At 60.9% G+C, this 14,544-nt stretch carries 9 protein-coding genes; 6 read left to right on the top strand and 3 right to left on the bottom strand.

The annotated features are described in order from the left end of the window. Nucleotides 1-9 precede the first annotated feature (9 nt). The 3 genes from H8S62_RS10625 to H8S62_RS10615 form a co-directional block, all read right to left on the bottom strand. On the bottom strand, nucleotides 10-1,455 hold the full coding sequence (locus H8S62_RS10625; protein WP_186919273.1) for a response regulator: 1,446 nt from the start codon (nucleotides 1,453-1,455) through the stop codon (nucleotides 10-12). Then, complete coding sequence (locus tag H8S62_RS10620) at nucleotides 1,452-1,838, bottom strand: response regulator (RefSeq protein ID WP_186919271.1); 387 nt, start codon at nucleotides 1,836-1,838, stop codon at nucleotides 1,452-1,454. The genes H8S62_RS10625 and H8S62_RS10620 overlap by 4 nt, the downstream gene beginning before the upstream one ends. A gap of 95 nt (nucleotides 1,839-1,933) precedes the next feature. Further along, on the bottom strand, nucleotides 1,934-3,688 hold the full coding sequence (locus H8S62_RS10615) for a sensor histidine kinase (RefSeq protein ID WP_243255597.1): 1,755 nt from the start codon (nucleotides 3,686-3,688) through the stop codon (nucleotides 1,934-1,936). Between the two features lie 202 nt (nucleotides 3,689-3,890). Between H8S62_RS10615 and H8S62_RS10610 the strand changes: the two genes are divergently transcribed. The 6 genes from H8S62_RS10610 (at nucleotide 3,891) to H8S62_RS10585 (ending at nucleotide 14,534) form a co-directional block, all read left to right on the top strand. Beyond that, nucleotides 3,891-5,201, top strand: coding sequence for an ABC transporter substrate-binding protein (locus tag H8S62_RS10610; RefSeq protein ID WP_186919267.1), 1,311 nt, complete (start codon nucleotides 3,891-3,893; stop codon nucleotides 5,199-5,201). Nucleotides 5,202-5,267: 66 nt separating this feature from the next. Further along, complete coding sequence (locus H8S62_RS10605) at nucleotides 5,268-6,158, top strand: carbohydrate ABC transporter permease (protein ID WP_341481046.1); 891 nt, start codon at nucleotides 5,268-5,270, stop codon at nucleotides 6,156-6,158. Further along, nucleotides 6,155-6,988 carry a carbohydrate ABC transporter permease gene (locus tag H8S62_RS10600; RefSeq protein WP_341481045.1) on the top strand — a complete coding sequence of 278 codons (834 nt, stop codon included), beginning with the start codon at nucleotides 6,155-6,157 and terminating at the stop codon, nucleotides 6,986-6,988. Before H8S62_RS10605 ends, H8S62_RS10600 begins: the two co-directional genes overlap by 4 nt. 12 nt (nucleotides 6,989-7,000) lie before the next feature. Beyond that, nucleotides 7,001-9,163, top strand: coding sequence for an alpha-galactosidase (locus H8S62_RS10595; RefSeq protein WP_186919266.1), 2,163 nt, complete (start codon nucleotides 7,001-7,003; stop codon nucleotides 9,161-9,163). Then, nucleotides 9,151-9,588 carry an ureidoglycolate lyase gene (locus tag H8S62_RS10590; RefSeq protein WP_155148939.1) on the top strand — a complete coding sequence of 146 codons (438 nt, stop codon included), beginning with the start codon at nucleotides 9,151-9,153 and terminating at the stop codon, nucleotides 9,586-9,588. Before H8S62_RS10595 ends, H8S62_RS10590 begins: the two co-directional genes overlap by 13 nt. Nucleotides 9,589-10,358: 770 nt before the next feature. Then, nucleotides 10,359-14,534, top strand: a complete 4,176-nt coding sequence (locus H8S62_RS10585; protein ID WP_186919264.1) for an S-layer homology domain-containing protein — start codon at nucleotides 10,359-10,361, stop codon at nucleotides 14,532-14,534. Nucleotides 14,535-14,544 lie beyond the last annotated feature (10 nt).

The raw sequence follows: 14,544 nt of genomic DNA, 5'->3' as shown, positions 1-14,544 counted from the left end.
TGTGGTCTCCTAATTGTTCTCCCTGAACTCGCTGGGATAGAGTCCGGTGAACTTTTTAAACACATTTGCGAAATGGCGCGAGCTGTAATAGCCCACCATAAGGGCCACATCCTTGACCAGCACGTCCCGCCGGGAGAGGAGAATCCGTTTGGCCTGACCCATACGCACGTTGGTAAGGTAGGCTGAAAAGGTCTGTCCCGTCCGCTCATGAAAAACCTTACTGAAATAGTTGGGGGTCAGCTGCAGTTTTTCCGCCAGCTGTACCACGCTGATATCCTGCATATAGTGCTTCTCCACATATTCTGTGGCATAGGACATCTTATCCGTACCTGAACTCTGGGCCCCGTCAAAAATATGGCTCTTGTGCCGCTCCAGCGCCCGGCAGAGTTCCGGCAAGTCCTTCCACGCAAACGCCCCGCCCAGGCAGATACCGAGCGCGCGGGTCAACGCGCCGGTATTGAGCTGAGGCAGCGGCTCCTTTCCCAGCTCCTTCAGTGCAGACACCGCCCGGAGATAACGGTTTTCGTCTGCCTGCTGGAAATACTCAATCAGCGCGTCTGCCTGCGCCAGCACGTTCTGCTCCCCAGCGGTAAACGTCAGCTCGTGAAACGCGCAGGCCGAATCGGGCGCGCCGAAGCGCAGATAATCCCGCTCGGCCACGGCCTTCAGTTCCTCGTAGAGCTGCCAGAGATCCACGCCAGCCACATAGAGACACGAGACGGCCATTCCGTCCCCTTCCAGCGCACGGCAGAGATCCCGGATGCGCCGCCGGAGCGGCGGGAGCTCCCCGGCGGTGCAGCAGACGATAAAGTCCAGCCCCGTATCCCGGGATTCCCTGAGGGCATAGTGGATGCGCCTGTCCAGGCAGCCTCGCCCCACAGCGTACAGCCCCTCGGAGAGGGCCAGATATGCGGCCGGGTAGCCTCCGGCACCGGGACCGGCGTCCAGGAAAAACCGGAAGCCATAGTAGGAGCCGCCGCAATCCGGCCCGGGGCCGGGCATCTCACAGTAGCCCGCCTCCTCCCAGATTTGAAAGCACTGGTGCACCCACATATAAAAGTCCATATTGCGGTTTTTCCTGGTATGGGCCAGTCGATCCCGCAGGCGTTCCATCAGCTCAGCAAGCTGCACGGCATCGATGGGCTTGACGATGTAGTCTGCAATCTGAAGTTCAATGCCCCGCTTGGCATAGCCAAACTCCGAGTGTCCGGAGAGTATGACGAACTGGGTGTCCCGGGTGTATTCCCGGCACTGCTCAATGGCGGACAGGCCGTCCAGGTGGGGCATGGTGATATCCACAAAGGCGATATCCGGGTGGAGGCGGCGGCACTGTTCCACAAAGGTCTTCCCGTTGGCGGCCTCGTACAGTATAAGTCCATCGGAGTCCAAGTCACAGAGCATACTTTTCAGGTTATAACGGGCCAGCTTATCGTCATCCGCAATCAGTACCGTCATGGCATCGCGCCTCCATTTCCCCAGATATGTGACACGACGGTGGAAAATTCCTCCACACCTGCCGGCTTGGAAAGCGTAAAGCGGACGCCCGCGGCTTCGATGCGGCTTCTCTCGTCCGCCAGGTCGTATCCGCTCAGGAGCACCCATACCGTGCCCGGGCAGCACGGCCCGGCCCGCTCCACAAGCTCCAGTCCGCTGCACTTTGGCATTTTATAATCCACAATCGCCAGGTCGGGGGCGCCGCGGTCCTCCAGCCACTCCAGCGCCTGGGCGGCGGTGGACGCATGGTGAAAGCGCACCTCCACACCGGAGAGTATCTCCTCCAGCATGCTCTGGGTGCAGGCACGCGCCAGCCGCTCGTCGTCTACCAGTAAAATTTCCATGGTCTGCCGCTTCTCCTTACTCCGAGTCCGCCCCGGGTTTCCGCCAAAGATTTCCTTGCATGACGGTAAAACCCTTTTTCTGTCCGGCAGCACGCCTATTGGCGGGCAGACTCCAGTGGAATGATAATCCGGGCTGTGGTCCCCCGTCCCGGGGTGCTGCTGACCTCGTAGTGGGACCCCTCCCGGAAGAGGTTGAGCCGCTGGGTCACATTGTTCAGCCCCACCCTCGGGGAGTCACGCAGCTTGGCAGTGTCAAAACCCACACCGGTGTCCACTACCTCAAGGATCAGCGCAGCCTGCCCCTCCCCGCTCTTTTTTACATAAGAGCGCAGGATAATTTCAATGGGCTCATCATCCTCCTCCATGCCGTGGACAATGCAGTTTTCCACAATGGGCTGGATGACCAGCTTGGGGACGGGCAGATCCCCGGTGCCCTCGCCCACCACCACGGTATAGGTAATCCGCTCCTCAAACCGCAGCTTCTGCAGCTCCAGGTACTGGGTCGCAAAGTCAAACTCCCTGGCAGGGGTGGACACATCGCTGTTGCTGCAGATATATCGGAAGAGCTTGGTAAGCTGGATAATGCTGGTCTCCAGGAGCTGCTTCTCCCCCAGCCGGTTAAGGGCTATGAAGCCGTTCAGGGTGTTGTAAAGGAAGTGGGGGTTGATCTGGGACTGAAGCGCCAGATACTCCGCCTTGCTCTGGCTGGTGCGCGCCTCCGCCTCGGTGCGGATCAGATCGTCCAGCTTTTTTCCGGTCTTGTTAAGGGTGTCGGCGATCATCAGGAGCTCTTTCTTATCCTTGACCGCGCAGACATAGGAGAGGTTGCCCTCCTGAAGCTGGCGGATGGCGTAAAGAATGGACTCAATGGAGGAGATCATGTTCGCCGACTGGGCGCGGTAGAGGATAAACGCGGCCAGGAAGGCCAGCAGAGTCACCGCGAAAATAAGGAAGGTCGCCCCTGCGTTGGAGAGCCGGATATCGCTCACGGAGGCGGCGTGGAACAGGGTCCAGCCGGTTGAGCCGGGGGATCGCCGCTGGAACGTATACCGCTGGCTCCCGAGCACGCCTTCGTCAGCCCCTCCCTGCGCCTGCTCCATCAGGCCGGGCTTCACCGTACCGTCACAGTAGACGATTTGCCCCTGGCTGTCGCAGAGCATCAGCGCCGAGTTCTCCGTCACCTGCATACCCACCAGGCAGGGGGCCAGGGAGGAGAGCGACGTATCAATGCGGAGGATGCCCAGCTCTTTGCCCGAGTCGTAATCCTTGATGGTGCGCAGCAGGCTGTAAGTCTGGTGTGGTTCGTCCCCATCCAGGGACAGGAAGGCGGGTGCGCTCCCGTGGGGGACCGTATAGCCGTACAGCCGATCCACCTCCGCGGCGGACACCTGGGTCCGGCTCAGCCCCGCAGTGTCCCGCTCAATGGCGTAGCAGTCGCCCAGAGCCGCGCCGAAGGGATAAAAAGAGATGGCCTGCACCTTTTGCTGGGAGGAGTGCAGCATTTTTGTAAAGAGCATGGTGTAGTTGGATTCCAGGCTGGCCAAGTCCAGATAGCCGTAGCCCTCCACCCCGGGGCGGAGAAACCCGTTTTTCATATAGGTCATGGTCTGGGAGACCTCTTTATAGAGGTACGGGGTAAAGGAAATCTGCTCGATCTCCGCAAATGAGGTCTCCAGAGCATTTTCGCCCGCATCCATCGCTCCGGCGAGGACCTCCCGGCTGAAGCTGACCGCCTCTCTGTCGTAGTAGAGGGAGAGGATAACGAAGATGGCAAGAATGGGCACCACCGCGCTGATGAGAAAGCAGCGCAGATAGGTATGGCGAAAATTGAGTTCCACCTTTGGCTGCATCACAGAGCCCCTCCCCGACATGGTTTTTATTCTGTGTTGCAATTATACCAATCATCTTCTCCAAGGTACAGCTCTTTTTGCCCTAGTGCACAAAAGCGCACCTCAATTGTAGATTAGGTACATATACACATTGCGGCGGGCCCGGTATAATCCATATCAGAAAGCAAGACCGGATGCCACAAAACAGAAAGGGGACCCTGATATGAAAAAGACGCTGTCACTCGTGCTGACCGCCGCGCTCTCGCTCTCCCTGCTGTCCGCCTGTACTCCCGCAGCCGACCCGCAGCCCTCCTCCGGCGGCGCAAAACCGTCCGCCCCCACCGTCTCCACACCCGCAACCCCCTCCGGCGAAAAGGTGGAGCTCACTTTTATGACCAACGTGGTAGGTGAGAAAGCGGCCGCCCTGGAGTCCGCCCTCAAGGGCTTTGAGGCCGAGACGGGCTACACCGTGGAGTTCTCCGCCCCCGGCGACAGCTACGAGGAGCTGATGAAGACCAAGATGTCCTCCAATGAGCTGCCCGACGTGTTCACCACCCACGGCTGGTCCGTGGCCCGCTACAGCGAATACCTCATGCCCGTCAACGACATGGAGTTTGCCGGGCGCATCTCCGACCAGATTAAGCCCGTCATCACCGACAGTGAGGGCAATATGTTCGTGCTGCCCATCGACATCGACATCGCCGGCATCGTCTACAATGTGGATGTGCTTGCCGACAACAACATCGACCCCGACAGTCTGAAGACCTGGGACGACTTTGCCGCCGCCTGCGCGGTCATCAAGGCCGCCGGCGTCTCCCCCATGCACATCGGAGGCAAGGACACCTGGACCATCGGCCAGTTCTTCGACTGGGTCGCCCCCTCCTTCTACGTAACCGATGAATCCGCCAGCAAAGCCGCCGACCTGAAAGCGGGCAAGTTCGACGTGCCCACCTGGACTGAAATCGCCCAGATGATGGCCGACTGGACTGCCGCCGGCTACTTCAACCCCGACGTACTCACCGCTGACTACAACAGCGATATGGAGGCGCTGGCCACCGGCAAGACCGCTTTCTGCTTCTACGGTCCCTCCGCCATCATGGACGCCAAGGGCGTGAACGCCGACGCCAGTCTGGGCATGATGCCCATCCCCGCCGCCAGCGACGGCGACGCGCCCTCCCTCATCGCCGGCGAGGACATCGCCGTGGGCATTTGGAAGGACACCAAGAACGCCGCCGCCGCACAGGAACTGCTCAACTATCTGGCCCGTCCCGAGGTAGCCGGCGCCATCGCCAAGGCCGCGGGCAACTCCTCCGGCCTCACCGATGTGGATGTAGAGCTGGGCGACATCAAGACCTATTTCGACAAATACAAGTCCGTCGAGACCTTCCCCTACTTTGACCGCGAGTACCTGCCCAGCGGCATGTGGGACGTAATGTGCGCCACCGGCGCCGAGATCCTGGCGCAGAAGTCCGGCGCCGTGGAGGACGCCGGGAAAATTATGGAGCAGTCCTTCCTGGACAAGTACGCCGGTTAAAACAAGATGGTTTTTAGAGACGGGCCTGCACACGCAGGCCCGTCTCCTGCAAAAGGGGGTTATTCCGTGAAAAGCAGAGGAGGTCCCAGACGACTGGGGCAGGCGAAAATGAACCTGTTTTATCTGCCTGCCGTCCTGCTCTTTCTCGTGTTCGTCATCTATCCGTTTATCCAGGGGGGCTTTCTCTCCCTCACCAACTGGAACGGCTATTCCCAGAGCTATAAAATGGTGGGGCTGAAAAACTATGTCCGGCTTTTTACCGACGGCAACGTCGGCACCGCCTTCCTCAATACCTTAATCTACGGCTTCGGCAGCACCCTGCTGCAGAATGTGCTGGGCCTGGCCCTGGCCCTCTTTCTCAACGGCAAGTTCCGGGGCCGCTCGGTCCTGCGCACCGTGATATACCTGCCAGTCATGATTGCGCCCCTCATCATGGGCTACGTGATGTACTTCTTCTTCTCCTATAACCGGGGCGCCATCAATGATATCGTATTGGCTCTGGGCGGTCAGATGGTGGACTGGATGGCCAGCGGCCCCCGGGCCGTGGCGATTATGACGGTGGTCAATGCGCTCCAATTTGTGGGTGTTTCCATGGTCATCTACCTGGCCGGGCTTCAAAACATCCCTCAGATGTACTACGAGGCCGCAGCGATGGACGGCATCGGCAAGGCGGCCCAGCTGCGCTATATCACCCTGCCCCTGCTTATGCCCGCCATACAGTCCGCCGTGGTGGTAAATCTCATCGGCGGCCTCAAGCTCTTTGATATTATCATGGCCCTCACCTCCGGCGGTCCGGGCTACGCCTCCCACTCCCTGTCCACATTGGTCCACCGGACCTACTTCGGCAGTGAAAATGCGGGGTATGCCTCGGCCATCGGACTGGTGTCCTTCCTGCTCATTATGGTCATCGGCACCCTGGTGACCCGTTACTTTACCAAAAAGGAGGTGGAGATGTGAAAAAGGGAAAACGTCTGGGCCGCCCCTCTAATGCTTGGCGCATCCCGGTGGCTGCAGTCATACTTCTGGTCTTTCTCGCCCCGTTCTATATCCTGCTCAGTGTGGCTTTCCGCTCGCCCCAGGATTTAAATTCTTACTGGCGCTTTCCTACGCAGCTCCACCTGGAGAACTTTACCGATGCCATTGAAAACGGAAAAATCCTCCTCTCCATGGCCAACAGCCTGATTCTCACAGTGGGCGCGGTGCTGCTGATCACGGTGGTCGGCGCTCTGGCAGCCTACCCCCTGGCCCGATGCCGGACCCGTCTCAACCAGGGGATCAAGGGCTTTGTCATGGGGGTCATGATGGTGCCGCCCCTCTCCATCCTGGTCTCCCTCTACTCGGTGCTGGTCAAGATGCATGGTGTCAACCAGTACTGGGGCATCATCCTAATCTTGGTCACCTTTGAACTGCCCCTCTCCATCTTCCTCTACAGCAATTTTATCAGCTCCATACCGGGCGCTCTGGACGAGGCCGCCTCCATCGACGGCTGCGGGCCGGTACGCACCTTCTTCCGGATTATCCTGCCCCAGCTCAAGCCGGTCACCGCCTCGGTGGTCATACTCACCGGCGTCCACTGCTGGAACGACTATCAGTTCTCTCTCTATGTCCTTCAGTCCCCCAAGCTGCGCACCATCCCCCTGGCCATCGCGTCCTACTTCTCCCAGACCACCAGCAACATCAACGCGGCCGCGGCCGCAGCCCTGCTGGCAATCCTGCCCATCGTAATCGTCTTCCTGTTCCTTCAGAAGTACTTTATCCAGGGAATGGTGGACTCTGCCATCAAGTAAGGAGGTACCCCTTTGAACAGCGAACGCTTTCACCCCACCCTGACCGAGCCGCCCCTGGCCCACGCCCTCCATCGCTGGGACGCGGACAGGGGTCTGCTGGTCTATGAATATAACGGCGTCAACGTGATTGAAGTGCAGGTCCCGGCCGGAACGGATTTGGGGTTTCGCCACGGGTCCGACGGCTCCATGCAGAGCGTCCAGTACCTCCAGCAGGTCTATCTCGCCTGTGAGCGCCCCTGTACCGCCCTCGTAACCCTGCGCCTCCACGCCGGAAGCCTGAATCTCCGGCCCCGGCGGGCGGCGGCGGAGCAGGCCATTCTGGGCACGGTCCCCGGGGCGCTGAGCTTCGGCGTCAACGGTCTTTACGATACCGCCTGGGATTTGCTCATCGACTGGCACGGCCACCCCTGGAGCTGGCTGGACGAGGATATGAAGGGCGATGAAAACGGCTTCGCCACCGCCTCCTTTGCGGTCCGGCTCACCATGAGTGCCTTTTATCTGAATCTGCGGCCCTGGTACTACGCCAACACCCTGGGGTACTCCTTCCACCGCCCCTGGGTGCGCCGTCCCAGCCAGGAGACCGTGGCGGGCTGGTGCTCCTGGGAGGCCTATCGCCGGGATATCGATATTCACAAGGTCTCCGCTGTAGCGGAGTTTCTGCATCAAAACCTCCGGCCCTACGGGCTGACCCACCTTCAGGTGGACGACGGCTACCAGGCCATGCCCCTGCCCGTCCGGGGCGGGATGACCATGGCCGAGGGCTGGATGACCTGTGATGAGGAGAAGTTTCCCGGCGGGCACGCCTCCATTGTCTCCGCCATCCGGAAGGAGGGCCTCACCCCCGCCATCTGGGTCAACGCCAACATCACCAATCCCGACTTTGCCGTCCATCACCCTGAGGCGGTGATTTGGAACGGAGAAGAGGCCCTTAAGGGGGAGTGGATCGACTTTCTCTACCGCTGTGACCCGGACACACTGTCCCTCCATGTGGAGCCCCTCTTCGCCGCCCTGCGGGAGAAGGGCTACAAATATGTGAAGATTGACGCCATCCGCCACCTCCTCTTCGACGGTCTCCACGAGTGCGTCCGCCTGGGCCTCATGTCCAACGCCGACGCCTCGGCCCGGTTCCGCGCCTTTATGGAGGCCGGACGGCGGGGTATGGGGGAGGATGTGTACTACCTGGCCAGCTGGGGGGAGATGCACGAGGTGGTGGGCGTGGCCGACGCCTGCCGCATCTCCATGGATGCCAACCCCACCTGGGCAGGCGTGCGGATGCAGCTCTTCGAGTCCGCCCGCTGGTACCACACCCACCGGGTGCTGTTTACCAACGACCCGGACCACGTCTGCGTGCGCACCAAGCCCCAGTGGGCGCGCAGCGTCCTCTCCCTGGTGAGCCTCTCAGGCGAGCTCTATATGCTCAGCGATACGCAGCAGGCCTATACGCCGGAAAAGCTGGATATTATCCGCCGGACTCTGCCGCCCCTCCAGACCTGCGCAGGAGAGGCGGGCCCTCTGCCCACCGACTACCCCGCCTATACCTGGACCAAGCTCCACGGCTTTGCCGTCCAGTCTCACGAGACCCCCGTGTCCATGGAGGACGTGGGGGCCGAGGAGGCCATGGACATTGCCGGCTGGGCCCCGGACCGGGACGCCAATCACCCCTTCTCCTCCCTCTGGTCCTTCGCCGTATCCAGACCCGGCCGCCGCTGGCGGGTCATGCTGCGCGTCGGCACCACGCCCCTGGGCCAGTGCAGCCTTCCCCTGGAGCGGCTGGCCCTGGACCCGGAGAAGACCTACCTGGCCTACGACTTCTGGGCGCAGAAATTCCTGGGCGAGGTGCGCGGGGACTTCCGCTGCCGGGCCCTGGGCCTAGGCGACTGCCAGGCGGTGGCCTTCCACGAGAAGCCGGCGTTTCCCGCCCTCATCGCCTCTGACCGCCATGTCTCCATGGACGCCGTCAGCGTATTGGAGGAGTCCTATGCGGGTGGTAAGCTGTACCTCCGGCTGAGGGGCGTCCCCGGTGAGGCCTTCGCCTACCATATCTGGGCCCCGGCGGGGATACACCCCGGCTGCGAGCGCGCCGTGGCGTGCGAAGTTGTTCCCACGGAGAACGGGGCCCTGACCACGCTCCGCGTCCGCTTCACACGGGAGGAGGCGGAGCTGTGGCTGGCCTGACCCTGACGCTGGAGCCCATCACCCGGGAGCGCTTCGCCCCCTTCGGCCGGTTAATCGCCTTCTCAGAGCAGTCGCCGGACGAGCGCTTCGAGGTCCTGCTCACCGAGGACGCTCAGCCTTGGCGTATCGCGGTTTTTCGGGTGCGCCAGCACAAAGCGGAACGGCTGGAATGCCATCCCGGGTCCATGGAGAGCTTCGAGCCCATGGCGGGTGCCGGGATACTTCTCTGCGCCGAGCCCCACACACCCCACGAGATTCACGCCTTCCTGCTGGATACACCGGTCTGCCTCTACAAGGGCGTCTGGCATGAGGTCATCGCCCTCTCCCAAGAGGCGCTCTATAAGATCACCGAAAACCGGGAGGTGTCCTCCCAATTCCACCCGCTGGAACACCCGCTGGGTTTTCAAATTCAAAATATTGAGTGAAAAGAGGGAATCGTATGAAAAAACGTGTCAACCGACTGTGCTCGCTTCTCTGTGTTCTGGCTCTCCTCCTCGGCCTGCTGCCAACCGCGGCGTCGGCAGCGGAAGGGCCCAACCTAGTACCGGATACATCCGAATGGGCATTTACCAATGGCGGTATTAGCGGCGACCACTTTTATCTGGATGAAAACGGTTTTCTGAGTATCGAAATCGTCATTCCAGCTTCCAGCACCTATGCTGTCTCCGGCCTGATGGCAACAGACGGCTCCACCGTCGATTGTTCTTTTGGCGTGCGTTATAGGGATGGGGCTGAAATCCAATCTCAGGTGCTTGAATCGGGCTTGGACTATGCCTTTACGAACCTGGGCACTCATGCGCTTAATGAAGGAGATACGATCGAGCTCTATGTTACCCGGGGTCCTGAGGGCAGCTGGGTGAATGGAAATGGGTTACGCGTGGTAGATACAAATTATGTTAATTCGGAACCCGAACAGGAACTGGAACCGGAAGCCGACTACAGTGGAAACCTGCTCGCAAATCCAAGCTTTGAGGATGGCGGGGAGGGATGGTTCTTTCAAAATGGCGCTGGCGATGCCGACCCTTCCCCAAGTAGTAGTGGTGCAGGATTACAGGGAAACAACCCCCACACAGGGAAAAAAGGCTTTTTCCTCGACGCCCGAAGCGACTATGTCGTCTACCAGGAAATAGAAGCCCCCTATAACGGCTGGTATCTTGCCTCCGCCTGGATCGCTACCGGAGGTGCGGGGAGCGGTTTGGGCATCGAAAATATAACCGCCGGAACAGAGGAGCGCATGGAGCTTCCCAACGGCAGCACCTACCGCGCCGCCCATACGCTCCCTGCCATCAAGGCCAGACAGGGTGACACTCTGCGTATCTACAGCTCCGGCGGCAAGGGCTGGACCAACGGCGACGACTTTTTTCTCGCCTATGACTTCTCTCAGGTGACGCTGGACCTGTTGGAGGGCGTGGACCTGACCGACGGGACCGCTCTACGCTTGCCCTGGGCCGGCGACTATCAGTTTGAAGCCTCCGTGACCGGTGACGGCGTAACCGTCGGCGGACAGACGGTGTCGGGGAATACCTCCCTGACGCTGGAGGCCCTGGAGCTGGACACCATGCTCACCATTGTGGTGCCCCAGGGGTGCGCGGTAACCGGCGCCAGCCTCACCTTCGACACCTCCGGCATTCCCAACGAAGCTCCCACCGCCAGCAATGCGGTCATTGTAGGCGCGCCCCTCCACACCGGCATCACCCTCACCGGCAGCTATGATTTTGCAGACAGCGACGACGGCCAGGGCGGCAGCGAGGGCGGCAGCACCTTCCGCTGGCTCCAGGCCGACGAGGCCGCCGGCGCATACGCCCCCATCCCAAACGCCACTGGAAAGGCCTTCGAGCTCACCGATGCGCAGGACGGTAAGTACATCAGGTTTGAGGTGACCCCGGTGGACGGCCTCGGCCTGGCTGGCGACGCCATATCCTCCGCCCCCGTAGGCCCCGTGACGATTAACTACGTCCGCAACCCCAGCCTGGACATCGAAAACAGCAGCAAATCACCCGAGGGATGGAGCAGTAAAAACGGCGGGTCGATGCCCAACAGCAGTTCCGCCGCCCGAAACGGGTTCCGGTTTGCCCGCATCCCCGCTGAAAGATCCGATGCAAAGGTGTCCTACGCAGTGGATATCTCCCGGACCGCGTTCTACGAGGCGGGTGTGTGGGTCAAAAATCCCGCCGGGGGCGGTGTGTTTGGCGTGCGGAACCATGCCACCGGAGCGGTAATCGGTTCGGTCGAATTGGCCGCTAACAAGGCCTATACCTTTGTATCCGTTGCCGACCTGCCGCTGGAGAAGGGCGCCAAAATCGAGGTGTTCCTCACCGGCAGCGCGGACTGCGGTCAAATCGACGCCGACGACTTCCAGCTGGTTCGGCAGGAGGGCGGCGAGCTTCCTCCCTTCGTGACGCTGCACAGCTTCCGCGTGGCGGAGCAGATCCGGCAAACCATAGACGCGGAAAATAAAACCATTACGTTCCACGTGCTCCACGGCACCGATGTGACCGCCCTGGAGGTTACCGCTGCCGTCTCCGAGGGCGCATCCATCTCTCCCGCCTCCGGAACCGCCGTGGACTTTTCCAGCCCCGTGGAATTTACCATCACCAACGGGGACGTTTCCCAGGTTTGGACGGTCGACTGCATTGTGGACGAAGAGCGGCTGGCCCTGCGCTCCGACAACCAGGTTCTGGCCGAGGGCTTCAACTGGGCCGTGGACAAGACCGATCAATTCGTGATGACCGGCACCAAGAATGGCCCCATCAACGTCCCTCAGTCCAGCGGACAGACGGCCGACTATATCCCCTCCTACTGGGCGGGCTACTATGACCGCACCGCTTTCTACAGCCGCGACTTTGTCCATCAGGCGGTAGGCGCGCAGATTGTGGGCCTGTGGAATGAGAATTACAGCATGTTCCACACCTTTGCAGACTTTGCAGATGAGGCGCACAAGTGGTACACCGGCTGGGCCTTCAATTTCGACGGCAGCATCTATACCATGGATTACAAAGGCAACGACAACTTTGTCCGCGAGGTGCCCGCCCAGTTCGAGCTGGTGGAGAAGGCCTACCAGCAGTACCTGTGGAGCGGTGATGAGCGCTATATCAGGGACGAGACCATGTGGAACTTCTACACCAAGGTGATGACTGATTTTATCACCCTCCACGACACCAATGGAAACGGCGTGGCCGAAGGTACAGGCAAGGGCATTTTCCAGGGCTCCTGCACCTATAATGAACGGGGCGGCCAGCCCATCATCGAGGCCGGAGACGCCATTGGCGCCCAGTACCAGGCCACCCTGGCCTACGCCGCCATGCTGGAGGCCAGGGGCGAGCATGACGCCTCCAAGGCGTGGTACCAAAAGGCCGCCGATCTCAAAACCTATTTTGATGAGGTCTGGAGCGTTAGCCCGGATGACCCCGATGGACCCTATGCCAGGGCCCTGAGCACCGACGGCGAGACCCGCTACAATGACTTTGGTAAGGAAAACAGCTGGTTTATGCCCATGAAGCAGATCACCACCCCCGGCCCCCGCACCGACGCCTATCTCAACTTCATTGCTGACGAGGTGGGCGACCACATCGGCGACAAGCCCAACTCTCCCAGTAACATTGAAGCCTGGACCTATCTGCCCGATGTCTTTTTCCCCTATAACCGCGCAAATGACGCCTGGAAGTATATGAAGTACATTCTCAGCGTCAAGGACGACCCACATGAGCGCCCCATTCAGGGCACCAATGGCGACTATCCCGAGCTCTCCTATACGACCCTCTCCAGCACCATCGCAGGAATGATGGGTGTTGAGCCCGATGCCGCAGCCCACAAAATCGCCACCGCGCCCCGCCTGCCCGATGAGATCGGCTACGTGGAGGCGGATCATATTGAGATCGGCGGCCACATCGTGGACCTGCGGCACGACGGCCTGACCAAGTCCACCCTGACCAACCGCCAGGGCGCGCCCGCGCCTCTTACGTGGGAGATCCGCTTTTATGGAAAGTATCAGGACATCCTTGTGGACGGTGTCTCCATACGCGCCGCGCAGAAGGACATCAACGGTGTCACGGTAAGCTTTGTGACCGCCACCGTCCCCGCCGGCGACACTGTAACGGCCCAGGCCGGCAGGCCGGGTGAGCCCGTTGAACTGTTCAGCGTCACTATCGCCCCTATGGACAACGGCGGCGTCGCCGCGGATAAGGCCGGTGCCGGCGCGGGTGAGACTGTCACCCTCACCGTGACTCCCGCCGACGGCTATGTACTGACAGCAGGCTCCCTCAAGGTAAACGGCAGCGCCGAGGGCGTTACCGCCGCCGCAGAAAACACCTTTACCTTTGTCATGCCCGCAGAGGACGTGACCGTTTCCGCTGTATTTGAGAGCGCCTATGTACCCCCCATCTACTCCGGCGGCTCCAACACGACCACCGAGACGGTGCAGAACGGGGACGGCAGCACCACCAGAATCGTCACCAACAAGGCCACCGGCACGGTGACCGAGACCACCACCTACCCCAACGGCGACAAGACCGCGGTGGAGACCAAAAAGGATGGCACCGTCACTGAGACCGTCACCCGGAAGGACGGCTTCAGAAGCGAGACCGTCACCAAGCCTGACGGCTCCTTTACCAGCAAAGCGACCGATGAAAACGGCGTAAAGACCGAGACCACCGGCACCTCTGAGGGTGAGATCACCGCCAGCGTGGCGCTGCCCGGCAATGTGGAGCAGGCAAGGGTCCTTGTTCCCGTTCCGGAGGTGACCTCCGGAACGGTGGCCGTCCTCGTTCACGAGGACGGTTCGGAGACGGTCCTCAAGACCTCCGTCGCTACCGGGGACGGGGTAAGCTTCCTCGCTACTGGCGACATAAAGGTAAAGATCGTGGACAACAGCAAGGCCTTTGCCGACGTGGCGGAAGGCCACTGGGCCTATGACGCAATTCAATTTGCCGCCAGCCGGGAGCTCTTCACCGGCACCGGCGCCGGCAGCTTCAGCCCCGCGGGCGACATGACCCGCTCCATGCTGGTGACGGTCCTGGCCCGGCTGGACGGCCAGGAAACCAGCGGCGGCGCTGCCTGGTACAGCAAGGCGATGGATTGGGGCATGGAAGCCGGCATCACCGATGGCGCCAACATGGATGCCAGCGTCACCCGGGAATCTCTTGTGGTCATGCTCTGCCGCTACGCCAAGGCTGAGACCACGGAGGCTGAGGCACTGAACGATTTCCCCGACGCCGACAAGGTATCCGACTGGGCCGTGGACGCCATGAGCTGGGCAGTCGCCAACGGCATCCTCACCGGCAACGGCACGGGCGAACTCAACCCCGCCGGTAATGCCAGCCGCGCCGAGGTGGCCGCCATCCTCATGCGGTTCGTAGCGCAGATGGCAAAGTAGCGGGCCTGCG

Source organism: Lawsonibacter faecis, assembly GCF_014287675.1.
GTDB lineage: Bacteria > Bacillota > Clostridia > Oscillospirales > Oscillospiraceae > Pseudoflavonifractor > Pseudoflavonifractor faecis.
This window is presented reverse-complemented; position numbering and strand designations above follow the sequence as displayed.